Genomic DNA, 25,170 nt, shown 5'->3' with positions numbered 1-25,170 from the left:
ACAAAGTCGAAGTGAGACATAGTATCCACTCACTTCGACTTTATTGTCATTGGTTAGCGTTCGCTTTCAATACAAACGAACTTAAAGGGTTGACGGTTATCTGACTCCCTTTAATCCTTTCTATTTCTTCCAGGCCAGCCCGCTGGCCATCCACTAAAACGGACCAATTACCTTCGTGGGGAAGATTAATCGTTATCGCGTCCCAATTTGCATTATGAATCACTGCAATTGTTGAATCTTCTGTTATTAAAGAGAAGGCAACCACATTTGGCGGAGCATCAATGAATTGTAAATGCTTTTCAATTTCTTCGGGTGTGCTTAACCTAAAAACAGAATGATTTTTCCTGAGAGAAATCAGTCCTTTCATATACTCCACTTCCCGATCGAAATCAGCTCTCCTTTTCCAATCCAATCGGTTAATCCAATCAGAAGATTGATAGCTATTTTCATCTCCATCCTTCGTGCGCATAAACTCTTGTCCAGCATGTATCATTGGAATTCCCTGTGACAGTAAGACAATTGCCGAAGCTAATTTATGCATTTGTTTTCGTTTTTCTTCTGTCGCATCCGGATTAGTGATGAGAAGTTTATCCCATAAAGTATAATTATCATGTGCTTCAACATAATTGATCACTTGATCTGGTCTTTGATATGTTGCGATATCATCATCATATTTCAAACCACCAGCAATGCCTTTTTTAATAATATCTTCCATGCCTGGTTTTCCATTCACGAATCCTTTATCATGTTCATTCATTACAAACCCTTTTAAACCATCACGGATCGCATCATTAAAGTGAGCGATTCCAGGCATTTTAATAGCATTCTTTTGATTTGCTTTCAGCTCTTGTGCCAAGGGGGTATCCATATCCCAGCCTTCGCCCAAAACAATGAGGGTCGGATCAATTTCTGCCAGTGCCTTTTTCACTTCATTCATCGTATCCACATCATGAATCCCCATTAAATCGAAACGGAAACCATCCAGGTTAAATTCCTTCGCCCAATAGATTACGGATTCAACGATGAATTTGCGCATCATTTTACGTTCAGATGCGGTGTCATTTCCTACACCAGTTCCATTAGATAAGGTGCCGTCAGCGTTATAGCGAAAAAAGTAAGTGGGAACGAGTTTATGGAAGTTTGAGTCCTCCACGGAATATACGTGATTATAGACAACATCCATGATTACTCGTAAACCGTGATCATGTAAACCTTGAATCATTTCCTTTAACTCCCGAATCCTGACTTTTGGTTGATACGGATCAGTCGAATAAGAGCCCTCGGGAGCGTTATAATTCTGTGGATCATATCCCCAGTTATATTGTGGTTCATTCAATTTCATTTCATTGACTGTAGCAAAATCGAATATCGGGATAAACTGAACATGCGTAACACCTAGATCTTTCATATGATCAAGACCCGTTTTCGCTCCTTCTGGACCTTTGGTTCCGGCTTCAATTACTCCTAAGAATTTACCTTTATGATTTATGCCGCTTTCAGGATGAATCGACAAATCCCGAGTATGCAATTCATAAATGACTATGTCCTCAGCTTTTTTGAGAGGTGGTTTATCCCGTGTCCACCTTTTTGGATTCGTATCTGTTAAATCTATCACGACTCCTTTAATCCCGTTAACAGTAACTGCACGAACATACGGATCGACGGCTTCACTCCAGATTTCTCCCACTCTCACTTTATATGTATAAATCAATCCATCCTGATCACCGTTCAACTCAATCGTCCAGGTACCTTTTTCCGCGCGGACCATCGGAATCTCTGTTCCATCTGAATCATTCCAATGTTTATAAGTAACTAGCTTAGCTTCAGATGCAAGTGGTGCCCATAACCGGAATGCGGTTTTATCTTTAAGATAGGAATTTCCTAAATCTTTGCCTTCATAGAAATATAGTTCATCCAATTCCGACGGGTTTACTGGATTAATATTCGCAACCGGCAGGGATTCCACCTGATTTTCCGTTTCATTATCCGCAGGTTTTCGATTATTTTTATTTTCCTCTTCAAAATAAGAAAGTGAATCTTTAATAGGTCATTCCTCCATTGAAATTCCCATTTTAGAACAGGAATTATTAATTTTTATATTCATGAGCGAATCTTACCTTATGTTATGATTCCACAGGCATTACCCATCAAAACACTCGATCGGCAAATTATGTCGAAAATTCAGAAATCTATATTTTAATCGAAAGCTGCAGGTCATTTAGCTGTACCATTCCTACCTTTTATGAAAACGAAGCCTAAAAAAGATAAAAAAATGCCTCCATAACAGTTTTACGGTCTTGGAGGCATTTCTAGTACTCTTTATGGTGTTTTAATAATTTTCACAGAGTTATCTTCAACAATTGCAGTGAAGTTCTTAACTTCAGGCTGCTCAAAGATAAAGTCAGTGATACCGTCTTCGAGCTGTTCTTGTAAAACACGGCGGAGCGGTCTCGCCCCGAAAGTTGGGTGATATCCGAGTTCAATTAGCTTTTGTTTCGCTTCATTAGTTACATCTAAAGATAAACCATTTGCAGCAAGTGTTTCGTCTAGCTCGTGAATCATGATATCAACGATTTGCAGAAGATCTTCTTTCTTCAATGCCGAGAATTCAATGATGCTATCGAATCGGTTCAGGAATTCCGGTTTAAAGAAGCTGCCTAATGATTGTAGGATTGATGCTTCTTCCACAGCTGAACTTGTACCGAACCCCATTACTTTTTGTTTCTCACCAACTCCAGCATTACTCGTCATGATGATCACGGTATCTTTAAAAGTAACGGTCCGGCCTTGACTGTCGGTTAAGCGGCCATCTTCCATGATTTGCAGGAACATATGCATTACATCCGGATGTGCCTTTTCGATTTCATCCAATAAGATGATACTGTAAGGCTTGCGGCGGACTTTTTCCGTCAATTGTCCAGCTTCCTCATGCCCTACATATCCAGGAGGAGAACCGATTAATTTAGAAACACTGTGTTTCTCCATGAATTCACTCATGTCAAGACGAATCATCGCATCCTTGTCCCCGAATAATTCCTCAGCAAGCGTTTTTGCCAATTCGGTTTTACCTACTCCTGTAGGACCAACGAAAAGGAAAGAACCGGTAGGGCGGTTTTTTGATTTTAACCCGGCACGACTTCTTCGAACGGCCTTGGAAACCTTTTTGACAGCCTCTTCCTGCCCGATTACTTTTTTCATCAGCTCCGCTTGGAGATGAACCATTCTTTCTTGCTCATCTTCTTGGAGCTTACCTACAGGTATACCAGTCTTTTGTTCGATGATATTTTGAATGTCTTCAACGGTAACGGTTGGCTTAATTGCATCTTCACCAGCCTGCAATGACTTTTCCAGTTTTTCTTCTTCATCACGAAGAACGGCAGCTTTTTCATACGCTTCTTCTTTTAAGGCCATTTCTTTTTCTTTATAGATTTGAGCCAGACGTTCTTTCATGTTTTCTACTTGGCCGTCTTCGATGGTCAAGTTCAATTTGGAACCAGCTTCATCCATTAAGTCTATTGCCTTATCAGGCAGGAATCGGTCTTGAATGTAGCGGTTCGAAAGTTCAACTGCCGCTTTAAGGGCTTCCTCACTATATGTCACACCATGATAAGATTCATAACTATCCTTTAATCCACGTAAGATGACAAGTGCCTCAGCCGTTGTCGGCTCATTAACCTGTACAGGCTGGAAGCGCCTTTCAAGGGCACCATCTTTTTCAATTTTTCTATATTCTGATAAAGTGGTTGCTCCGACAAGCTGAAGTTCGCCGCGTGCAAGTGCAGGCTTCAAGATATTTCCTGCATCCATTGATCCTTCGGCTGAACCCGCTCCCACAAGCTGATGAATCTCATCGATGAATAGTATCACATTTTTTCTTTCCTGTAATTCGCTGATCAATTGCTTCATACGTTCTTCGAATTGCCCTCTAATTCCAGTATTCGACACAAGGGACGCTACATCAAGCATATATACAAGCTTATTACGTAATTTAACTGGCACTGAACCTTCAACAATCGCTAAAGCAAGACCTTCAGCAATGGCTGTTTTACCGACACCAGGTTCACCGATTAAAACTGGATTATTTTTATTGCGTCTATTTAGAACTTCAATGACGCGTTTGATTTCTTCGTTTCGTCCGATAACCGGATCAATAAGTCCTGCTTTAGCAGCATCGGTCAAATTGCGGCCATACTCCTCAAGCAATCCTCCGTCCTCTCCATGTTCAGCTGAATCCGGTTTTGGTACACCATTATAATTAAATGGATTGAATGAATTTGGAGATCCGTTAAATTGGAATTTCCCTATATCCATTCCGCCCATAGCTGCTCCAAGTTTGTTTCGCTCTTCTTTATAACAAGTGGAGCACAGTTTCACATCATGCTCCTGACCATTCATATTTAGGTGAACTTGAATATTAGCTTGGTTTACATGGCATTTTTCACAAAGCATGTAGTACTCCTCCTTTAAAAAATGAATTTAAAAAACTTTGACCTTCTTTGACTTTCTGACTTTATTATACATTGACCTTCTTTGACTTTCAATAATTTTGTCTGGGAATTTTTTTAATAAAAAAGAAATTACCTTGAATTGGTTTGCTAAGCATATTAAACTATCCATTTTCAGTCAAATAAAAAGATTCTATATTTGCCTCTTAATTTATTCAGTTAGTATGAATTACCCACTTCAGGACTCACCATAACCTTAAACTATTACAAATCGACAATTATCTTGTCCATATGCCCCATCTACTCTTACTTTTTAAAACAAAAAAAACTTTATTAAGTCTCATTAAGGTTTGGATAATTTTTAAACGTTGGATTTCCACTCCAGGTACTCGCTTTCCGCGGGCGGCCGAGGAACCTCCTCGGCATCTTCGCACCTGTGGGGTCTCCCCTTGACACGCTTTTCCCGCAGGAGTCTCGCACCTTCCGTTCCAACCAACTTCATTAAAATTTAGTTAAAACCCGCATTGGTCTAATAACTGATAGGGCTGACGGATGTCAGTCCTATTTGACTGATAACAAACTCGTTGAAAAATTGTCTACATTCTTTTTAGGATTTATATGAGTTGATTATTTCCTCTCCAGACACCCGCTTTCCGCGGGCGGACCGCCCTCGCCGCCTTTGCTTACAGTCTTTTTTGTTTTTAAGTAGTATTAATACTTGAGGTGATATCGATACTTTCTTAAAAGTCCCTTCGTTGTCCAATCCGTGCCATGCTTTCCGTTAAATCTGCTTCAATTCCAACAAAAAAAAGATTTTGGAATGAAACCTTCCAAAACCTTTTTGTTTACAAATTGAAAGAGACTTCATTAAGTCTCTTAGCTTTTTTATATTAAGATTGATTTCCTTCTATTATATACGTTTCGCACCAATATACTTTGGCTTCCAATAGGTATTATTGGTTTTAGCGTATGACACTCCTTTAGATGATGAAGAGTGTATGAATTCATTGTTTCCTATGTATATAGCCACATGTGTAGGTTTTTTCGCTTTATTTGGGGCAAAAAACATTAAGTCACCTTTTTGCAGGCTTTTAACTTTCTTACCTTTTTTATATATGTCAGCAGCTGTTCTTGGTAAATTCTTACCAGCCTTTTGATATGAATACTTCACTAAACCGGAGCAATCAAAACCTGAAGAGGAAATGCCACCCATTTTATATTTTGTACCTAATTCACTTTTAGCCACTTTAATCGCTTTTGTATAATATGAAGCAGCTTCCACTTGGTCCCCAGCAAAAGATGCTGTTACAAGCGTAATAGCCAATGACAATCCGACGACAATTTTCTTAAACAAATTATTTTACCCCCTGATGTGATTTGCTAAACCTAATATACTAGAAAAGGTATATCACTCGCATCACAGGATCTTTACAAATATGTTACATTTAGTAGATTTAGGAAGAATGACCATATAAAACATAAAAATATGTCGAATGATGTGTCCATTTTGCTAAGAACTGATTTTTCCTCATAGAAAAAACAGCGGTAAGAAAACCACTGTTAAAATTCTTTTGAGAAAAATGGAAGAAATAATTTTACCCCACGTTTATTAAAAGGTAAACATTTCAAATCTGCAATTAAATGACTTATGTATCCTAATGAACAAGTTGCGAAAATTCCGTCAATCCCCATAAAGGCTTCGAATTGAAAGGCAATGATACCAAAGAAAGCGATACCGGCAATCGAATGGGTATAACTTCTATGTGGTGTAAAGGATGCTAGGATAATATAGACGCCTAACAGCCACAACCAGCTTTCCTGCAATGATAAACCGCCGCCTAAGACCGCTAATCCAGTCAGGGTCAGCATATGCCTTTGTCTAATGAATGATGAAATTATGATGATTCCGATTCCAGCACCTACACCGATCCACTTCTCCGTATCCGAGCCTTCCAAAAGACTATAAATGATCATTAATATCCCAATCGTTTGTGCTATTGTTCGGATAAACTTATGTGAAAAGGTAATCCTATTACTTAACTTTCCGTCAATATCCATATCGGGCATAAGGCCTGAAACACCCCCAATGCCAACCAAGAATAAAGTGGTGGTCGGATCTGTTTGAAGTGTGTTTGCCGCCAAGAATCCAACTGTGGCCCCTAAAGCCATGTGTGCTGTACCGTTCACTGTCTCTCTCCTGTCCCTCTAAGAAGTAATCTCTGTTTCCAAGAAACGAATGTTTGTTCGAATACCTGTAATATAACTATACAATATTTTTGGGGAAATTTCTTTAATTCTTGTAAAAAAGCCTAGCAATCAATAATTAGCGTCTATAAAGGACCTTATTGCTTTAATTTCTTATCTCGTTTATATAAAGATTGCTTTCAACCTTTTTCTGGGTGGTGGGAAATTTAATCCAGCCAGTAACATTTATTTTTGGGGATGCAACCAATTACAAAACTCAATTATGGAATGTTTAGGTGAATCAAAACTTAGAAATGAATAATCAATGAAGTCCACATACTTATTGATTGTAGAATTCCTTTTGTTGAATAAAGTAGGGTTATAATAAGGAAACTCTTTTACTGAATGAAGAATAGGTAACTGCTCATATACTATCGATAACGTTCTGATGATTCTTTTTTTTGTTTTGTGACGGGTAGCATCCGCTAGTAATCTTTCAAAATCGATATCCAGGTTTATAAGAAGTTGAATGATATCTATAAAATACTTTAATGAATCCATGTTATGCCGCCACCCATGGAGACAAATCGTATAAAAAAGATGGTAATCGGAAAGTTGTTTAACATGAAGTGAGTCATTGATGAGATATCCTTCTTTCCAAAACTCGGTGATTTCCAAATTAGCCGTATCTTTCTTTAAAATATCCCAATGAAGTTCGACGGTTAGTGGTATTTTGGATTCAGGAAGGTATTTACTGAACGAAGTATGGAAATGACTAGGAATTTGTTTCTCCTTTTGTTTATACCCTAATTGTTTAACCGATTCAATTGCCTGATCCATGTCACTAGCTTTAATTAGTAAATCGATATCAGAGGTGGGCCGGGCTCCAAGATGGCCGAACTGTTCCTCAGAAAAAAGCGTCCCTTTTAAAGGAATAACATCTAAGCCGATATGTTCAAATTCACGCAAAAACAAATCAGTTTGACTTTTAATCAGGATATTTTGATAAAAGACACTTTGAAATTTTTCAATTATTACTTGCTGAAAGAAGGCCGGTGTATCCACAAACCTCCCATTCTTTTTCATTAGGAACCATATTTGTGGATGAATTTTCGATTTTTCTATTTCATTTAGAAGCTGCCAATAATATTCAGAGTCAATGGGCAACTTTACTTGTGGTTCAAATAATACCTGCAGTATCGTTGGATTCAATGGGAAAGTCTCCCCTTTACTCTTTGTTGTAGATTTAGATACTTTCGTAACATCCTCGATAAAAACGGAAATGAAAGTATTATTCCCCCCCACGTTTTTGCAAGAAAACCAGAAGCATGCAACTTGGAATTCCGTTTTTGGACATAAACCAGTTTACCAATCAATTGTTCCACTTGTACTGTATGATCAAAGCTTATATTAGTATCTCCTTTGAAAAGGTATTCCCGTTGCTGATCACTTTTCATTTCCTTATAATACCGGTGGGCAATCAATCGATTAGATGAAGTGTAAAACAAAATAATATCCCCTTTTTTAAAATGAAAAGGTTTGCATTCATTAAAGTTACATATATCCCCTTCCTTTATAAAAGGATACATACTACATCCTTGCGCAGGTAAATTAAGTGTGCCCTCTTTTTTCAGTGTCATCTTAAACAATTCGACAATCTCCTTGTCAAATAGCATGCTGAATTAATCCAAACTGTAATAAATCCAATAAATACGACTCTATGTCATCTTTTGCTATTTCCTCTGCCGTTAAATATTGATCCGTTAATGTCTGAATCAAGGAGTCCACTGTTTGTGCTTGGTTTAAAAGCCCCCAGCAAAACCCACCGATTTCATTTAGCTTTGTCACTGTGAATTTTTCAGTATGTAAAATAATCCATTCATCACCAAGTTGCGTGGCTTCCACATGATTACTTTGAATATATTGGACCATTACGAAATCAACTCCCAAAAAGTATCGTTTTTCTGAAAAAAGAGGTTATATATAGGTACCTGGTTAACCAGTTCTGTTAACATCCCTAGTATGACTTTTTTATTTGCTGGATGATCTGACCAATAAAACACTTTAGTTATCAATGATATAAGCGAATCCGATTTAGTAAGTATTTCTCTTTGGTTTTGAAGAGACTGATGTAAGAATTGAATACTCCCTAATGGGAAAATTTCTTCTTCCCCAGCAGCTAGGATTTCACTTCGGAATGGCGAATTATATACTTCCATTTTTTCAGATGAAATTTTTAAAATGGTTGCTTCATCCGAGAGAAGGTTTCGCGGATAAGATAATTTTGCTGCCGTTGATTTTCCAGCACCAGAATGACCTGCAAAAATATGAGCTTTACCATTTTCTATTACGCAAGAAGAGTGAAGCAGCAGCCCCCATTTATGGAATACAATGAACGAACTGTATAAATTAATTAATGCATGCTTTAAAGCCAATTCATTATAAGCGGAAATCTCTGCATATTGATACTCTGCATCTACTTCCACTAGGTAATCAGACCTTCGAAAATAAATTCTATCAGCCTGCCTATCTTCTTTCACATCATAGTTCACAAAAGGTGATCCAAAGTCCATCTGGATTGTTACGGTAAGGTCAGGCCGATAGCTTGCGTCCTCCAATTCTCGGAACATCCCATTTATATATTCGGGGGCATTTTCAAATTGAATGAAATGATCCCCTATTTTAGTGTGAAATATTTTCATAGTTAGATTCATTTCTCCCCTTTTTTAATCGACCAAAAATGTTTAAACAGAATATATAACATTAGGATAATACTCCTACACACGCTATTATAATTCATTATATATTCTTTTTAAAGAACATTTTCAGCTACCTGAATTAAAAATATTTGAATATAACGCACAAGATATCTTATGAAATACCTTATAATTTAATTGTTTTTACTGAATTAAATAATTTTCATAAACGCATATTGTTCTTTATGAAGAACGATGGTATTCTAAAAAAAGTCAGGTATTTAGTTCTAGTAAATATGAGATGTATTGAATGAGCGAGGAAAACATACTACTACAAACATCCTGTTTTTTCTAGACTTATTCTTTATAAATAAAGGCTTTATGTGTAAAAAGGAGGGGCTTTCAAAAAAAATAAGCTTATATAAACATTTAACACAGGGGGAAATTTCATGTCAATTGCAAGGAATATTAAAACGCTCACAATATTAACGATTGCAATCCTTTTTTTATGTCTTGTGGGCAACTCGCAGGCATATGCGACAAATGGAGGTGGAAAAGGAAGTAAACCTGTTCATGTGACAGGGATTTCTCTAGCTCCAGAGACTATAAAAATGAAAATTAATGATAAAGATGTGGCACTTGTTGAAACGATCAAACCCTCTAATGCTTCAGATAAGAAAGTGACTTGGTCTTCATCAAACACTCGAGTCGCAACGGTTTCGAATGACGGTAAAGTTCATCCGAAAGGTCCGGGTACAACAATCGTTACTGTCACGACAAAAGATGGTAATTTTAAGGCGAGAACGAAAGTAATAGTATGTGAACCGGATATTGCCGTAAAAAGTGTTACGCTACAACCGAAACTAGTAAATCTAACTGTTAATGATGAAGCGCAATTAACAGCCAAAGTCATACCTGACAATGCAACAGATCAAAAGCTTAGTTGGTTTTCTTTTAACCCACGAGTAGCTACCGTTTCAGACGGTAAGGTTCACGCCGTGAGCCCAGGGATCGCCATAATAAAGGTTTTCACTAACAATGGGCGGTTCGATTGGTCCTTAGTGACCGTTTGTGCTAGTAAACTAGTACCTGTTGAGAGTCTATCACTTAATCCGAAGATTATAGACATGACTGTAGGTGGAAAAGATGAGATCTTAACTGCGACCATCACTTCATCCAATGCAACTAACAAAAAATTAATATGGACTACATCCGACTCGAATGTGGCAACTGTTAAAAATGGAATAGTCCATCCAATAGGTCCAGGGTTGGCTACCATCACTGTTTCTACAGAAGATGGAAAAATACAGGAAACAGCTAAAGTGACCGTAACAGTCCCAGTGACTGGAGTAAACATTAGCCCGGATTTCTTGAATCTAACGGTTGACGGTGAGGATAAAGCTTTAAACGCTGAGGTTTCACCATCCAATGCAACCAACAAGAATGTCACTTGGTCAAGCTCAGATTCAAGTGTTGCCACCGTTGATAATGGTATAGTCCACCCAATCGGACCAGGACAAGCCACAATCACTGTTACCACGGAAGATGGCAGCTTCACAGCTTCAGCAACCGTTACTGTCAAAATACCTGTTACGGGTATTTCACTGGATCCTGCATCTCTGGACTTGATAGTTGGTGGAAAAAACGGAACATTAACAGTAACAGTTTCACCATCCAATGCAACAAACAAGAGCGTCACTTGGTCCAGTTCAGATTCGAGTGTAGCAACAGTTGATAACGGTGTCGTTCATCCTGTAGGACCAGGACAAGCCACAATCACTGTTACCACGGAGGATGGCAGCTTCACAGCTTCAGCAACTATTAATGTTACCGTACCGGTTACTGGAATAACGGTTGACCCTGACACACTTGAGCTTATTGTCGGCGGAAAGGATAAAAGTGTAACAGAAACGGTTTCACCATCTAATGCAACAAACAAGAATGTCACTTGGTCCAGTTCCGATTCAAGTGTTGCCACCGTTGATAACGGGGTTGTCCATCCTGTTGGACCAGGACAAGCCATCATCACAGTTTCAACGGAAGATGGCGGATTCACGGATATGGCTACTGTCATTGTCACAGCCCCAGTAGTAAGTGTGTCTCTAGATCCTAAAAGCTTGAATTTCAATCTTGGAGATGCAAATCAAAGTTTAACAGCAAAGCTTAACCCATCTAATGCAACAAACCAAAATGTAAGCTGGACTACATCAGATTCTAGTGTAGCTACCGTTGTAAACGGGGTTGTCCACGCGGTCGGCATAGGTCAAGCAACAATTACAGTCACAACCGAGGAAGGTGGTTTTTCAGACTCAGCTATCATAACAGTTGTCAATCCGGATACGATCCCACCCATTACGAAAAATAAAATGACTCCTATTTTTAACGACAAAAATACCTATGTAGTAGCCTTGACGGTTACCTACAATGCCTCAGATGATAAATCTGGAGTAAAAGAAACATTATACCGAATAAACGGAGGAATTTGGCAGGTCTATACAAAACCTTTTGATGTCACTGCCGATAAAACCCACACATTGGAATACTACAGCATTGACAATGCTGGCAATAAAGAAACAATCAATTTATATGATTTCGACAAAGGAACATGTTCATGTTCTAAATAATTGGGAGGAATGAATATGGAAAAGCAAATCAAAGCAAAAAAGAAATACGAAGCGCCTAAAGTATTGCACCATCAAAACGTCACCTTTGAAACAGCGATCTCTTCTGCAACAGGACATTGGGAATTCCAATATATAGATGGATGCTGGGTAAGGGTTTTTGTTCCTTGATGGTTATAATAAAGTAAAAAAGCGCGTTAAGGTCTTTTCTAAAGACTTAACGCGTTTTTTTGTGCAACTTATTTATATTATCTTTTTTACGTTCTGTAACTACACCTATTCCCCCTCCTATACGTTTAGTGATACAAATTTTAAAAAATGATGCATATAACTGTGCACTTTGGCCCTTACAACTTGTCCATAGATGAATATCATAATCATATAGATTCTTTAATCGATGCTATTTTGTGAGGATTTCTCGAATTACTAAGAAAATAAAGTGTGAGAAGTCTAATTCTTTTAAATGAAGGAGAATTTTTATGGAAAGTTCATATGTACTAGAATTGGACCGATGGAACGTGAAAAATAATAATACTGACCCTGTTAACACTTCTAAAGGAATAAATAGCGCTTTAGACTGGGCAGTACAAAAAGGATATATAGAATTTGTATTACCAAAAGGCACGTATTTAATAGATGAAAACAATCCCATTCAGCCCAAAAGTTTTATGACATTTAATCTAGGCGGATCAGTTTTGAGAATCAGAGATAATAGCTTGATTGGATATGCAATAATATCCCTTAAAAATAAGCAGCAATATGTACGGATAACAAATGGAAAAATAGAAGGCGATCGATACACGCATAATTACTCTAGCGGTGGGACCCATGAATTTGGTGTGGGTATTGAATTAAAACAAGGGGTTCGTTATATTACTCTAGATAACTTGGAAATTTATAATACTACCGGTGATGCCATCATTGCCGTTGCATCTTATGGAGGTATTGGCGGTGGATATCCTTCAATTCAAGGAAACTTGGAGAGCGGTGGAATAAATACTGCTAATGGCACTTTAGTGAATGACTCAAAGAGAGTACGGACAAGTATCAAGCTGCCCATCGTCCCCCAGATATTGAACATAGGTTATTTCGGACTATATGGAGACAGCTATGGTGGCATTGGTAATGAAATAACAACTGACACATATGATGTAATTTTTTATTCTGGTAATGACACTTTTTTATCATCTGTAACGAATATACATTTTTTTGATGAAGTAGAAATCCCCTCTGGCGCAAGTTACGCGAAAGCAGTATTACATCAAGGTACTGTCCCCTCAAAAAATGGTAACACACTTGTTGTTAGAACTCCGGAATTCCCTAAACATGTGTATATAGATAAATGCAATTTACATCATTGTAGAAGATTAGGAATCGCCATTTGTGGTGCTAAGCATTGTTATATCCGAGGCTGTGAGATTCACCATATTAGTGGGACAGCCCCAAATGGAGCTATTGATATCGAAGATGGTTATGACTTGAACCAATATATATATATAGATGGGAATAACATATACGAGAATTCAAGTTATAACATTATCGCTGTTTCAGGGCGTCATGTGAGCATTACCAATAATAAAATTAAGCTAGGAATTTTCACAATAAATTCTGGTGTTAACAAAGCAATTGTGAATAATAACTTTTTTCATGATGCGGGACCCCGTTTAACTGGCGATACACTCTTTTCTGATAATCACTTATTTAATTGCAAATTGCTGTTATTAGGAGAAAAAGAGGCACTTTTGGACAATTGCTTCTTTCATAATAGTCCTTTATCCATTGATAAAAAGAAAGCCTACGTAGCACAAGTTAATAATTGTAAATTTTTCTATGATGAAGATTTTTATACATCAACAATTAATCCTGGTGCACCAATAATATTTAGTGTCGAACCTCAAAATATATCTAATTGTGTATTTGAAGGAAATGGACTGGAAGCATTCACTGTGGTTCCAAGTGGCACCTATGGATGGAATTTCACCAATATTACTTTTAAAAATATTAAACACCGAGAAAATAGGGTGACTGGATTACCGGCTGGTACTTACAATGGTTGTAAATTTATCAATGCTGGTCGTCTAAGTGTAGGACCTTTAGCTGCCAAGTCAGTTTATGATTTTCATAATTGTTACTTTGAATGGGAGGGCTATTATCAATTTTACATGGGCCAATCATCAAAAGTAGACCATTTTAAAATCAGTAACAGCTATTTGGCTGGTAAGTCTAATGCTTTTTATCTGAGTGGGGTTTGGGGGAACTTAGAGTTTCATAATAATACCTTTAATTTTCCTGCGTCGTCTACTGGCCGAATGATTGAACTAGTAAATACCCTAGTTGCTGACACTGTTTTAATTACAAACAATAAATTTATATCCACCAATTCCCTTATCGCAGTCTATGCAGAAAAATCTCCGTCTGTCCCCTTAGTCTTCAAAGATAATATTCTAAATAATGTACAAATAAAGCTTAATGCTAATCATGTTAAACTAAATAATTTTGTCAATGGAGTTTTCAATCCTAATTAATTAATAACAAAAGTACCAAGGTGAATATCAGATAATGTTTTGAACGTCCCGAGATAAAATAATAATCCAACTCTATTGTGAAGATGGATTATTATCTTATCAAGGATGATTTACAACTTTAACGATTAAATTTTCCCATTCAACACAATTCTGCTCATTAATTCCTTATTGGGATAATCCAAATTTTGATACTGTTGAATAACTTCCTGAACATCATAATCAACTCTAATAATAGAGGCTTGAAAACTGTCTTTTTCAATATTAAGTAATACGTATGACGGTTTTCTAAGTCCATCAAATGGTAGACCTACGCTGCCAATATTAATAATGCACTTACCTTCTATATATCTGATGTATGGTTTATGAATATGAGCGTAAATGAATATATTGGCAGAACTTTTTTTTATTAATTTTTCTTTTATAGTTTCATTATTTTCAGAAGGTAAAACAACTTCGAATAAATCATCTGGAGTTGCATGAAAGGCATGAATTTTGAAATTTTCATGTTCGATATTTAAATTATCTGGTAAATTTTCCAAATATTCATGATCTTTGGCGTTCAGTTTAGACTTGGTCCAATTAACTTCTGAGCTCATTATTTCATATACTTGAACAGGTACCTCTTTGTCTTTTATACCCCGAACAACCCATTCATCTGCATTCCCTTTTATTACATCTGTCTCCAGAGAGCGGACTAAATCGAGTGATCGTTTTGGTTCAGGCCCTCGGAAGCAGATATCACCTAGAACATAAATTTTATCTACATCGTGTTTTTTAATATTTGCCAATACTGCCTCTAATGCTAATGCGTTCCCATGAATATCAGATATAAATGCAAGTTTCATATTTTCTCCTTTGTATATAATCTTTTTATATTTGTCTGACTTTTTAATCCAGTATAATTCCGCATTATATTAATTTAAGTGGCTTGATTCTTAACCCTTAGCCTAAACTTGTGATAATAATTTCTGGCTGGCACGATGATTAGACTTTTTTCATATTTATTCATTCCAGTAAACCACATACATAAAATATACAGAATAGAAAATACAATAATTTTCACTATTAAAACTATCCATAAGTTAGCTATTATTAAGTTATTAATAGTGACACCATATATAATACTAATGAAAAGTGGGAAACTCATAAAAAGAATATTAACCCAAAACTTCGGTATGTCCAATTTGATTTTTTTCCAATAAAAAATATTTATTATAATAATATTCCCTAAAGTAAAAGCAATGCCAGTTGCTATGGCACAACCGATAACTCCCCAAAATTGAACAAATATAATACTTAAAATAACATTTGCTATTGCAATGAAAATATTAACTATTGATTTAAAACCTTGCATATTTTTGGCTTGTAGTATAACTCCACCCATTCCCTGAATAAGAGAAACAATCATGGGTACTAATATAACTAATGCAACGGTATATGAAACAATATACTCTTCACCGACCCATAAGTTTATGAATTCTTTTCCAAATACAATGAAACCGCCTAAGGCAAAAGAAATGATTATATATTGAATCCTGCCTATCCTTATAAATAGATTTGATATTTCTTTATTAGATACTCCTTTAATAACCATTCCAGAAACACGTGTTAAGAATACATTCGATATTGCTGAAGAGAATCCAGAAAAGTAACCAGTAAATGATGCTCCGACAGCATAAACAGAAACCGCTACAGTACCACTATACATGCCAAGAATAACTTGATCGGTAGATGTATATAGTTGTCCGATTATTAAATTCAAAAATATATAAGATGAAAAAATAATAATCTCCTTAAATAATTTTGAATCGAATTTCCCAAAGGATATTTTTATGTCCAGTTTTTTGAAACAATAATACATGTTAAGTACTATAAATAATAAATTTAAGACCGTAGTCACAATTGCCATTGCTATGGAACCATATCCCATGAATAAAAGGGGTAACATAATTAGTGGGGTTATGAGTGATGAAGCGATCACAATCAATTTTTGGAAAACAAACTTTTCATGTGCTAGTACTATTACACTGAAGACACCTAGCCCAATACCTGTAGATATGTTAAAAACCATGATTCCCATAAGTAATTTAAGTTTATTAATCTCTTCTCCATTTAAAGTATCTGAAAAAATCAAATCTGAATTTAAAGTTAGTAGAATACCTAAAATTAACGCTATTAATCCAAGAGTCATATAAATCTTGAAAAATAAACCGTAAAGATTGGAGCAGCCTTCTTCATCATTTAATGCTCTGTATTTTGCTGTATATCTTATTACGGCATTGCCTAAGCCAAAGTTTAATACTCCTATATAACCTGCTGCTGAACTAGCTAAACTGTATAAGCCATATTCTGATTGACCAAGTTGATTTAACATTAATGGAGTGTAAATTATAGAAATGAAGATGTTAAGGAAAAGTGCAATATAAGATAAACCCGCACCTGCTTTTAGTTGATTTTTCATTGTATGTACCTTCCATCCAATTCAAAATAAATCCTGAAATTTATTTATTGCATATTGACTATTTTTTTTACTTCATTATTTGTATTAATATTTTCACCTGCTAAATTACTGGTTAATTCATTCCTTAAAACAGGATCATTTATCAAATTGACAATCGCCTTATATATTTCATTTGCATCACAATTAACGATAAGACCAGTAACACCATTTTTTATTTGTTCATTTGCACCGGTAAAATCCGTAGTTATGATTGGTTTGTTTAAACATCTAGCTTCAGCGAGAGTGATACAGTAACCCTCATGTCTAGAAGGTTGAACATAAATATCACAATCTTTAATATATGGATAAGGATTTGGATCTGAACCTAAAAGTTTAAAGTGGTCGGAAACATTACTATTTGTTATTAACTTTTCATAGTTCACTCTTGATTTTCCGTCACCAATGCAATACCACTTTACCTTATATCCATTATGAATTAACTTAGTTAATGCCTGAATGGCTAAATCTTGGCCTTTTTCGTATGAAAGTCTTCCAACTGTTAAAATTCTTATTCCATCAAATGTGTCCCTAAATCCTTTACCTTCTTCAGCTTGATATTCGATTAACTCTTGTGAAACCACATTTGAAAAAACGTCTGTTTTATTAATTAATGAAGGAAGTTTTTTCAATAAACGTTCTTTTCCTTCCTCGGAGACTACAAAAATTTTATCGATTTTTTTATACATCTTAGCTGCAAAGAATTTATTAAAGCCTATTTTGTTAACGTCAAAATGAATCCATTGTATTCTTTTTTTTGCCTTTATTTTATTAGTAACATAATAGCTTATGAAATCCATAGGGCCTGCATATGCTACCGCTATGTCATATTCTTGTTGTATTACTGGAAATTCTCTTAAAATATATCTATAATATAAACTTCTTTCTTTCATTAGCTTTGAAGATAAGTAACAAAGTAATACTATACTGGCTTTAATGAGATTTCCTTTTTTAAAATGCCCTAATACAACTGAATGAAGAGGTTCAATAATTGAATGTTTTATATTTTTATATCCCTTGACATATTCTACTCGAATCCCTTCAGGTATATAGTTCAGAAAATCACCATGCTTCTCCAACATTAAAATGGTAATCTTAAATTTATCCTTAGGGAATGCTGAAACCATATTAAGTAACGCTTTTTCAGTCCCCCCAACATTCATATTGATTACCATAAACAATATCTTTTTCATTGGATGGCTCCCTTTTTTGATGAGTTTTATCCGATTAATTGGTTGAACTTTTCAATTTCCTCTTGATTCCCTTTTTTTTCAGTTTTGAGATAATCGATGATTTTTTCTTTTATATCCTTTTCATTAATCAATCTCATGATTCCCTCACTAACTCCATCAGCATTCATATCCACTACTAATCCGTTTTTTTCGTCCACCATTTGATTATAAACTGCATCAAAACGAGTTGTGACCACTGGAACATTTAGCATTCTTGCTTCAGCTATTGCTAGGCCAAATCCTTCAAATCTTGATGTTTGGACATATATATCTGCATCTTTAATGAACGGGTATGGATTCGCTTCAACTCCTAGTAATTTGAAATGATCCATTAAACCATCCCTTTCAATCTGTATTTCAATATCTTCTCTTAAAGGTCCTTTCCCCAAAACATACCATCTAAAGTTTATCCCTTCCTCTTTTAGTTTTTTACAAGCGTCCAATGCTATATCATAGCCTTTTTGTTGAGCGAGCCTTCCAATGGTAAGTATCCTAATTCCATCAAATTCATCATCATAACTCCTACCGATATCCGCCATTTTCATAATGAAATCAGCATTATTAATGTCATAAATAACCTGTGTATTGTTTGTATATTGTTCAAAAGTTTCATTGAAAATTTCTTTTGTAGATTCAGAAACAGCAACTATTTTATCAATTTGATCATAGTATTTCTGCTGAAATGTTTTTTCATTTTCATCTAATCGATAACTTACATTAACCCATGCAAGTTTTCTTTTAGCTTTTACTTTTTCTGAAACATAAAAGGTAGGAATTCCTTGTGCATAACTTATTGCAACATCATAATCTTTGGTATTGTTCTCAATGACAGGACTAATAGCTTGCCAAAAAAACCTTGCTTTTTGCGGATTATTATAACTTTTTCTTCTGATATCAAACGAGTATTTTAATCGGGCTGCAATCATCTTGAAATTTAATTTTTTGACTGAATAGATGAATGCAGATAAAAGACTTAAATTTGAAAACTCCGTATAAGTAAGCGGCTTTATAATATTCACTTCTCGTGGAACCAAGTCTTTCAAAATACCTTCGTGGGCAAAAAGCATTAAATCAACCGAGTACTTTGAATAATCAAGAAGTGAAAGTAAGGTAACCAAACTTTTTTCCGCACCAGCACAATCTAAAGAATCAATTACAAAAAGGAGATTTTTTTTCATTTTTTTCACTTCACTTTTTAAAAAATAATTTAGTCTGGTTTTTAATCATTTATTATTCTTTTTTTAGTCGTATCTGAAAAACGCCAATACACATATGAAAAGGTTACTTTATCATAGAGTTGTATAATTTTTTTAATAAAAGGACATATCTTTTTCCAGGCCATTTATTAATTGGGGATTTCATTATTCAATATTGGAATAAGAGTATAAAAAATATAAATAGGTACAATTACACTAATTAATGGTTAAATTTAAGAATTCATCTCTCAGTTCCTATAGTTTAATTTTTTCTTTGACAATTGATGTAGAGACTCCCTTTGTATAAGGGAAATAGATGATGTCTACCCCCACTTGTTTAAATTTTATTTCCACTTCATTGAATAGAGGGTCACCTTTCCAATCATCCCCTACAAACATTCGATTAAATTGAAGGTTTTCCCATGCAGTAAATTTATCCCGATTCGTTTGAGAAACTACTTTATCTACATACTTTATACCTGCTACAATTTCCATTCTTTCAATATGGGGGATTACAGGCTGTTTATTTTTATATTCCATCACAAGTTCATCTGTACTTACTCCAACAATAAGGTATTCACAATTTTCTTTTGCTTTTTTCAAGATATTAAGGTGCCCTACATGAAATAAATCAAACACTCCTGTTGTATATCCTATTTTGAATTGATTCATCAATTTTACCTCCTAGTTTGTTAAAACAAATTTTTTCTATAAGATTTAATAAACTTTCACTTGCTTTACCATCTTCATATGTTTCAATTCGTTCAAGAAAGCTGCTCAATTCGTTTTTATACCTTTCAGTATTAAATTGTAAAATTTCCTTATTTAAACCAGCATTATCGACTGCGCTTATAAACGGTAAATCAGAAATATCATAGTACAGTTCTCGATCCGTTTTTGTATATTCCAATAAATCTGGCACATATAAAAAACAGGGACGTTTCGTGATTGAAAAGTCAAAAATCATAGATGAATAGTCCGAAATAAGAATATCCGATATAGACAAGAGTTCTTGAATATCGTCATACGCTGTTACATCCATAACATTTTCACCCTTTATTAATTTATGCACTTCAGAGAGTAAATGAGGATGTAGTCTAACTAAAAAAACCCAATTACCACTGAACTTTTCTTTCAAAGTTTTTAGGGTACTTGAGTAGTCAAGGCTATACATTTCAGTGCTGTTGCCTTTTCTGAAAGTAGGAGCATATAAAATTACTTTAGTTCCTTCTGGAATACCTAGCTTGGTAAATATTCCTTGTTTTTGTTTAGGATCGAAATGAAAAAGGAAATCATTTCTTGGTATACCCTTTTTGAAAATTTCTCCGTTATACCAAAATGCTCTTTTGAGAATTTCCGTACTATCGTGACACCCGGATAATAGTAAATCACATTTTAAAGAATCCTTTTTAGCCATTTTAATATACTGTTCTGGTAAATTTTCTTCAGCGTCTTTTTCAATTTGTTTTAACCTTAAGGAACTGTGCCAAGTTTGTATGTAGTATTGATTTTTCCTTTTTATGAAGAATTCATTAGTTCTATAATTAGTTATGATTACCTTAGAAGTACATAATTCATAAAAATACTTAAAAGTCATGGTTTTGACTTTTCTGATGTTTGTTATTTCTGTTTTAGATTCTAAGTCATTAAAAGCCCAGACTAAATCGAAATAATCTCGAGGGTAATGTTTTAGTATATATTCAGTAATATATTTAGGGTTGCACCCATATTGGCTACCATAATAACTATAAAGAAATATCTTATTTTTTTTAACAGGAAGCAGATTTAATAAATGAATAAGAAGAAAAGTGATTCTTTTTTTTAGAACTAGCCATAGTCTACCCATTATTCAGGAATCCCCTTTATGTTATTCGATAAATTTATACGTTCTAGTTTAGGTGATTTTGTATGAAACCCTGTCAATCTAAAAAGTTTGTATACAGCCAAATATAAAGTATGAAGATAAGGGTGTATGTTAAAGAGATGTAACTGAGTTTGTAATTGGAGATTATACGAAACAGCTTCATTAATTTCACGATAATGAGTCTTTAAATAGTTTTGAAGATCTTTCCTAAACAATCCGCCTTTGTCTTTTGATCGGTTAGCTAAAAGAAGGTTATAATGAATAAGAATATTCTTTAGAAGAGACTGGTACGAATCATTGGCCAAGTTTTCATAATTTTCTTCTATAAAACTATGTCTTTCTTTTAACCCTTGTATAATATCCAAGTTCCTTGTGGTATAAGAGGCAACGATACTGTCATCTCTTTGAAAATAGTAACACAAGGGTTTATGAACCATTACATAAGAATTGACTCGCTGCATAACATGATGAGCCCAAAATACATCCTCGAATAAAACACCCTTTTTGAAAGGTATATCCTTTATAAGGCTGGTCCTATAGAGTTTTCCCCATGCAAAATTCTTCACTCTTTCATTAATGACTAACTCAGCCATTAATGCTTGATTGTCTAAAATTAATGGGGGGGCATCTTTGGAAAAATATCTATTATCAAAAATTAAATGATCTTCATGGGCATAATAAAAGGCAGATTGAACTATATCTGCTTTAAATGTTAAACTCGTACGAACAAGTTCTTCAATCATAGTAAGTTCCAACCAATCATCACTATCTACAAAAATAGTGAATTCACCTGTAGCTATTCTCATCCCGTGGTTTCTAGCATCGGATAGTCCCCCATTTTTTTTATGAATTACTTGTATTCGGGAGTCCTTTTTTTCATAATCATCTGCGATTTTTCCACAGTTATCGGGTGAACCATCATCAACTAATATAATATCAAGATTAGTGAAGCTTTGATTTACGATACTATCAATACACCTTGTTAAGTATTTTTCCACATTGAAAATAGGTACAATAACACTTACTTTCGGTAACATAATCATTGTAACCACCTAACTTTTATGAAAGCTTTATCTCATTTATCGGATGTGTTATTTTGCCATTTTATAAAATCAATTAATTGTTTGTACTGAGGAATCTGTTCTTTCTCAAGACCATTCCTTTTTAGTTCTTGAACAAATTCAATCCATTCTTTTTCTATGTAATATGGAGCCAATGTTGGCGTTTCTTGGTTTAATAGTGAAACAAAATCGACATTCAATACATGCGCAATTTTTTCCATAATGTGAAGTGAGGGATTACGATTTAGATTGCGCTCAATGTTACTTAGATAAGACTTCGATATATTTGCCTGTTCAGCCAATTCAGATAACGTATATCCTCTTTTCTTACGCAATTCTGCAATATTTTTTCCAATCATTTGATTACCTCTTCATCCTTTTTTACCCATTTCCAACTGGATTCCCTTTGGATGAATGGGTGTTATCAATTCCTTTATTTATAGCATTTTTAATTGAGTTGATGACTCTCATTTGATCATCCCGTGTCATGTTTGATCCGGATGGTAAACAGATCCCTGTAAAAAATAACTGTTCAGAAACGTTCGTTTCTCTATAATGAGGGTAATAGACATACCCTTTAAAAATAGGTTGCATGTGTAGCGGCTTCCAAACATGTCTAGCCTCAATATTATCCTCCTGTAGAGCCTGTAATAATTTTTTTATGGAAATTCCAAATTCAGCTTCATTTATGGTCAATGCGGTCAACCATCTGTTTGAACAGGTATTTTCTAATTCGGGCATGAATTTTAATCCAGGTAAATCAGCCAAATGCTGATAATATAAATCATAAACCGCTCTCCTTGCTTTTACTCTTTCCCCCAATACCTCTAATTGCCCTCTTCCAATGCCAGCAAGAATATTACTCATACGATAATTGTAACCAACCTCACTATGCTGATAATGAGGAGCAACATCTTTAGCTTGAGTAGCTAAAAACCGAGCTCGTTGTATTGCATTAGTATCGTTAGAAATTACCGCTCCGCCACCAGAGGTTGTGATGATTTTATTTCCATTAAATGAGTAAATTCCGAATTTCCCAAATGTCCCACTCGCTTTTCCTTTATAAGTGGCACCTAATGACTCGGCTGCATCTTCGATGATCGGGACTTCATACTGATTACAAATCGTTACTAGTTCAGCCATTTTAGCCGGTTGACCGTATAGATTAACTATTATGACAGCTTTAGGAAGTTTGCCAGCATTAGCAGCTTCTCTTAATGCTCTTTCTAAAGCAATAGGAGACATATTCCAAGTTTCTGGTTCAGAATCTATGAAAATAGGTTGTGCATTTAAATAAAGAATCGGATTGGCGGTTGCCACAAAGGTAAGACTAGAGCAAAAAACAGTATCATCTTTTCTCACACCCAATAAAGAAAGAGCCAAATGAATTGCGGCAGTTCCTGAGCTGACAGCAAGCACTTCTTTGACTCCTACATATTTGGCTATATCCTTTTCAAAAGCATCCAGATTTGGCCCCAGCGGTGCAATCCAATTTGTTTCAAATGCTTCATTAATATACTTTTCTTCATTTCCGCTCATATGGGGAGATGAAAGTAAAATTCTTTTTTTGCTTGTTACATTTAACATTCTACACACCTCCTATACCTATTTTTTTCATCTTTGCAGGGGTTCCGACAGCTAAACTATGAGATTGAATGTTATTTATAACAGTAGCTCCAGCACCAATCACGGACCATTCTCCGATATTTACATTTGGTATCAGTGTAGAACCGGCACCTACATGAGTACCTTCATCTACCTTTACGGCACCAGTTAATGTCGCATGGGGTGAAATATGTACAAAATCACCTATTTCGCTATCATGTTCTATCACAGAAGCTGTATTGATGATTGAATGACGGCCAATTTTAGCATCAGCATTGATGACAGTTGATGGCATGACTACTGTCCCTACTCCTATCTTTATGCTTGGACTAATAATGGAAGAAGGGTGAATTACCGATACATAATAAGAATCCGGTATATTCAATTCCTCTACAACTTTTTTACGAATATGGTTATTACCTATTGCAACAATGAATTTTATATCCTTGAATTGTTCTAATAAATCGGATACGACTGAAAGCGGTGCAAAAAATAAATGACCTTTCACGATTGTTCGATCATATTTATCGTCTAGAAATCCAATTAATTCGTTCCCATCAGCTATATCAATCATGTCCTTTATAACTTTACTATGACCGCCTTCCCCAACTAATACAATTTTCATCCCTGCCCCTCTCTTTCCTGACTATCAGATCCCCTAAAGGGAAGCATGGTTTCATTTGTACCTGAATTTACTCCTTCAGATTTAACCACTTTTACTATCGTGAGTAATAATATTTTAAAATCGAGTAAAAATGATTGATGATTTACATACCAAACGTCCAATGTGAATTTTTCTTCCCATGATATCGCATTTCTACCATTTACTTGTGCCCAACCAGTTATACCAGGACGAACATCATGACGTTTAGCTTGATCATCGTTATATAAAGGAAGGTATTCCATTAATAAAGGACGTGGTCCGACTAAACTAAGATCACCTTTAACAACATTAACTAACTGTGGCAATTCATCTAGACTTAACTTTCTAAGTGCATTTCCAAATCTGGTTAATCTCAAATGGTCAGGAAGGGGTTTACCGTGTTCATCGGTTTGATTATTCATGGAACGAAATTTATAAAGGGTAAAAGGCTTTCCATTAAAACCTGGTCTTGTTTGTTTAAAAAGTATAGGCGTTCCAAGGTTAAACTTTATTAAAATTCCTAGTATCACCATAATTGGACTTAGGATGACCAATAAAATCAATGAAATTAAAAAATCAATTATTCTTTTCATAATCTTCA

At 35.2% G+C, this 25,170-nt stretch carries 21 protein-coding genes and 1 pseudogene; 3 read left to right on the top strand and 19 right to left on the bottom strand.

Annotated features, from left to right (window positions below):
• Positions 1 to 46: 46 nt before the first annotated feature.
• The 8 genes and pseudogenes from pulA to MPH60_RS09615 all read right to left on the bottom strand — a co-directional run.
• Positions 47 to 1,933: pseudogene (pulA, locus tag MPH60_RS09645) on the bottom strand (type I pullulanase); the annotation flags it as partial.
• Positions 1,934 to 2,319: 386 nt separating this feature from the next.
• Entirely contained in the window at positions 2,320 to 4,449 is a 2,130-nt protein-coding gene (locus MPH60_RS09640; protein WP_241594442.1) for an ATP-dependent Clp protease ATP-binding subunit, read from the bottom strand.
• A 906-nt stretch (positions 4,450 to 5,355) separates the two neighbouring features.
• Complete coding sequence (locus MPH60_RS09635) at positions 5,356 to 5,799, bottom strand: C40 family peptidase (protein WP_241594443.1); 444 nt, start codon at positions 5,797 to 5,799, stop codon at positions 5,356 to 5,358.
• A gap of 206 nt (positions 5,800 to 6,005) precedes the next feature.
• Positions 6,006 to 6,632: a metal-dependent hydrolase gene (locus MPH60_RS09630; RefSeq protein ID WP_241594444.1), complete on the bottom strand. Its 627-nt coding sequence runs from the start codon at positions 6,630 to 6,632 to the stop codon at positions 6,006 to 6,008.
• A gap of 243 nt (positions 6,633 to 6,875) precedes the next feature.
• Positions 6,876 to 7,841 carry a nucleotidyltransferase family protein gene (locus MPH60_RS09625; protein WP_241594445.1) on the bottom strand — a complete coding sequence of 322 codons (966 nt, stop codon included), beginning with the start codon at positions 7,839 to 7,841 and terminating at the stop codon, positions 6,876 to 6,878.
• The gene (locus MPH60_RS27955; protein ID WP_405390735.1) at positions 7,838 to 8,218 is read right to left on the bottom strand and encodes a hypothetical protein; all 381 of its coding nucleotides are present in this window, start codon (positions 8,216 to 8,218) and stop codon (positions 7,838 to 7,840) included. The genes MPH60_RS09625 and MPH60_RS27955 overlap by 4 nt, the downstream gene beginning before the upstream one ends.
• 76 nt (positions 8,219 to 8,294) lie before the next feature.
• On the bottom strand, positions 8,295 to 8,561 hold the full coding sequence (locus MPH60_RS09620; RefSeq protein ID WP_241594446.1) for a PqqD family protein: 267 nt from the start codon (positions 8,559 to 8,561) through the stop codon (positions 8,295 to 8,297).
• The gene (locus MPH60_RS09615; protein ID WP_241594447.1) at positions 8,561 to 9,343 is read right to left on the bottom strand and encodes a hypothetical protein; all 783 of its coding nucleotides are present in this window, start codon (positions 9,341 to 9,343) and stop codon (positions 8,561 to 8,563) included. The genes MPH60_RS09620 and MPH60_RS09615 overlap by 1 nt, the downstream gene beginning before the upstream one ends.
• A gap of 431 nt (positions 9,344 to 9,774) precedes the next feature.
• Between MPH60_RS09615 and MPH60_RS09610 the strand changes: the two genes are divergently transcribed.
• The 3 genes from MPH60_RS09610 (at position 9,775) to MPH60_RS09600 (ending at position 14,471) form a co-directional block, all read left to right on the top strand.
• Positions 9,775 to 11,949 carry an Ig-like domain-containing protein gene (locus MPH60_RS09610; RefSeq protein ID WP_241594448.1) on the top strand — a complete coding sequence of 725 codons (2,175 nt, stop codon included), beginning with the start codon at positions 9,775 to 9,777 and terminating at the stop codon, positions 11,947 to 11,949.
• A 15-nt stretch (positions 11,950 to 11,964) separates the two neighbouring features.
• The gene (locus MPH60_RS09605; protein ID WP_241594449.1) at positions 11,965 to 12,117 is read left to right on the top strand and encodes a hypothetical protein; all 153 of its coding nucleotides are present in this window, start codon (positions 11,965 to 11,967) and stop codon (positions 12,115 to 12,117) included.
• 308 nt (positions 12,118 to 12,425) lie between these two features.
• Positions 12,426 to 14,471 carry a right-handed parallel beta-helix repeat-containing protein gene (locus MPH60_RS09600; RefSeq protein WP_241594450.1) on the top strand — a complete coding sequence of 682 codons (2,046 nt, stop codon included), beginning with the start codon at positions 12,426 to 12,428 and terminating at the stop codon, positions 14,469 to 14,471.
• Positions 14,472 to 14,596: 125 nt separating this feature from the next.
• On the opposite strand, the gene MPH60_RS09595 is transcribed toward MPH60_RS09600, so the two are convergent.
• From MPH60_RS09595 to MPH60_RS09545, 11 genes are all read right to left on the bottom strand, one after another.
• A complete protein-coding gene (locus MPH60_RS09595; RefSeq protein WP_241594451.1) occupies positions 14,597 to 15,316 on the bottom strand; it encodes a metallophosphoesterase family protein in 720 nt (239 codons plus the stop codon).
• A 74-nt stretch (positions 15,317 to 15,390) separates the two neighbouring features.
• Positions 15,391 to 16,932, bottom strand: coding sequence for an oligosaccharide flippase family protein (locus MPH60_RS09590; protein ID WP_241594452.1), 1,542 nt, complete (start codon positions 16,930 to 16,932; stop codon positions 15,391 to 15,393).
• Positions 16,933 to 16,976: 44 nt separating this feature from the next.
• A complete protein-coding gene (locus MPH60_RS09585) occupies positions 16,977 to 18,161 on the bottom strand; it encodes a glycosyltransferase (RefSeq protein ID WP_241594453.1) in 1,185 nt (394 codons plus the stop codon).
• 26 nt (positions 18,162 to 18,187) lie between these two features.
• Positions 18,188 to 19,378 (bottom strand): glycosyltransferase, encoded by a 1,191-nt coding sequence (locus MPH60_RS09580; RefSeq protein ID WP_241594454.1) that lies wholly within the window; start codon positions 19,376 to 19,378, stop codon positions 18,188 to 18,190.
• 273 nt (positions 19,379 to 19,651) lie between these two features.
• Positions 19,652 to 20,068: an adenylyltransferase/cytidyltransferase family protein gene (locus MPH60_RS09575; protein WP_241594455.1), complete on the bottom strand. Its 417-nt coding sequence runs from the start codon at positions 20,066 to 20,068 to the stop codon at positions 19,652 to 19,654.
• Positions 20,028 to 21,242, bottom strand: coding sequence for a CDP-glycerol glycerophosphotransferase family protein (locus tag MPH60_RS09570; RefSeq protein WP_241594456.1), 1,215 nt, complete (start codon positions 21,240 to 21,242; stop codon positions 20,028 to 20,030). Before MPH60_RS09570 ends, MPH60_RS09575 begins: the two co-directional genes overlap by 41 nt.
• On the bottom strand, positions 21,242 to 22,297 hold the full coding sequence (locus MPH60_RS09565) for a glycosyltransferase family 2 protein (RefSeq protein WP_241594457.1): 1,056 nt from the start codon (positions 22,295 to 22,297) through the stop codon (positions 21,242 to 21,244). Before MPH60_RS09565 ends, MPH60_RS09570 begins: the two co-directional genes overlap by 1 nt.
• Positions 22,298 to 22,335: 38 nt before the next feature.
• The gene (locus MPH60_RS09560) at positions 22,336 to 22,680 is read right to left on the bottom strand and encodes a helix-turn-helix domain-containing protein (protein WP_214768333.1); all 345 of its coding nucleotides are present in this window, start codon (positions 22,678 to 22,680) and stop codon (positions 22,336 to 22,338) included.
• Positions 22,681 to 22,702: 22 nt separating this feature from the next.
• Positions 22,703 to 23,908 carry a DegT/DnrJ/EryC1/StrS family aminotransferase gene (locus MPH60_RS09555; RefSeq protein WP_241594458.1) on the bottom strand — a complete coding sequence of 402 codons (1,206 nt, stop codon included), beginning with the start codon at positions 23,906 to 23,908 and terminating at the stop codon, positions 22,703 to 22,705.
• 1 nt (position 23,909) lies between these two features.
• Positions 23,910 to 24,551, bottom strand: coding sequence for an acetyltransferase (locus MPH60_RS09550; protein WP_241594459.1), 642 nt, complete (start codon positions 24,549 to 24,551; stop codon positions 23,910 to 23,912).
• Positions 24,548 to 25,162 carry a sugar transferase gene (locus MPH60_RS09545; RefSeq protein ID WP_241594460.1) on the bottom strand — a complete coding sequence of 205 codons (615 nt, stop codon included), beginning with the start codon at positions 25,160 to 25,162 and terminating at the stop codon, positions 24,548 to 24,550. Before MPH60_RS09545 ends, MPH60_RS09550 begins: the two co-directional genes overlap by 4 nt.
• Positions 25,163 to 25,170 lie beyond the last annotated feature (8 nt).

The organism is Peribacillus sp. Aquil_B1 (assembly GCF_022603275.1).
Taxonomy (GTDB): Bacteria; Bacillota; Bacilli; order Bacillales; family DSM-1321; genus Peribacillus.
Note: the sequence above shows the minus strand (reverse complement) of the source record. Positions and strands in the feature narration are given on the sequence as shown.

What these genes read in the sequence shown, in the direction of transcription:
- MPH60_RS09640 (WP_241594442.1), bottom strand. Translation starts at nt 4,449, where the DNA reads ATGCTTTGTGAAAAATGCCATGTAAACCAAGCTAATATTCAAGTTCAC.
- MPH60_RS27955 (WP_405390735.1), bottom strand. Translation starts at nt 8,218, where the DNA reads ATGTATCCTTTTATAAAGGAAGGGGATATATGTAACTTTAATGAATGC.
- MPH60_RS09620 (WP_241594446.1), bottom strand. Translation starts at nt 8,561, where the DNA reads ATGGTCCAATATATTCAAAGTAATCATGTGGAAGCCACGCAACTTGGT.
- MPH60_RS09615 (WP_241594447.1), bottom strand. Translation starts at nt 9,343, where the DNA reads ATGAATCTAACTATGAAAATATTTCACACTAAAATAGGGGATCATTTC.
- MPH60_RS09610 (WP_241594448.1), top strand. Translation starts at nt 9,775, where the DNA reads ATGTCAATTGCAAGGAATATTAAAACGCTCACAATATTAACGATTGCA.
- MPH60_RS09605 (WP_241594449.1), top strand. Translation starts at nt 11,965, where the DNA reads ATGGAAAAGCAAATCAAAGCAAAAAAGAAATACGAAGCGCCTAAAGTA.
- MPH60_RS09600 (WP_241594450.1), top strand. Translation starts at nt 12,426, where the DNA reads ATGGAAAGTTCATATGTACTAGAATTGGACCGATGGAACGTGAAAAAT.
- MPH60_RS09595 (WP_241594451.1), bottom strand. Translation starts at nt 15,316, where the DNA reads ATGAAACTTGCATTTATATCTGATATTCATGGGAACGCATTAGCATTA.
- MPH60_RS09590 (WP_241594452.1), bottom strand. Translation starts at nt 16,932, where the DNA reads ATGAAAAATCAACTAAAAGCAGGTGCGGGTTTATCTTATATTGCACTT.
- MPH60_RS09585 (WP_241594453.1), bottom strand. Translation starts at nt 18,161, where the DNA reads ATGAAAAAGATATTGTTTATGGTAATCAATATGAATGTTGGGGGGACT.
- MPH60_RS09580 (WP_241594454.1), bottom strand. Translation starts at nt 19,378, where the DNA reads ATGAAAAAAAATCTCCTTTTTGTAATTGATTCTTTAGATTGTGCTGGT.
- MPH60_RS09575 (WP_241594455.1), bottom strand. Translation starts at nt 20,068, where the DNA reads ATGAATCAATTCAAAATAGGATATACAACAGGAGTGTTTGATTTATTT.
- MPH60_RS09570 (WP_241594456.1), bottom strand. Translation starts at nt 21,242, where the DNA reads ATGGGTAGACTATGGCTAGTTCTAAAAAAAAGAATCACTTTTCTTCTT.
- MPH60_RS09565 (WP_241594457.1), bottom strand. Translation starts at nt 22,297, where the DNA reads ATGTTACCGAAAGTAAGTGTTATTGTACCTATTTTCAATGTGGAAAAA.
- MPH60_RS09560 (WP_214768333.1), bottom strand. Translation starts at nt 22,680, where the DNA reads ATGATTGGAAAAAATATTGCAGAATTGCGTAAGAAAAGAGGATATACG.
- MPH60_RS09555 (WP_241594458.1), bottom strand. Translation starts at nt 23,908, where the DNA reads ATGTTAAATGTAACAAGCAAAAAAAGAATTTTACTTTCATCTCCCCAT.
- MPH60_RS09550 (WP_241594459.1), bottom strand. Translation starts at nt 24,551, where the DNA reads ATGAAAATTGTATTAGTTGGGGAAGGCGGTCATAGTAAAGTTATAAAG.
- MPH60_RS09545 (WP_241594460.1), bottom strand. Translation starts at nt 25,162, where the DNA reads ATGAAAAGAATAATTGATTTTTTAATTTCATTGATTTTATTGGTCATC.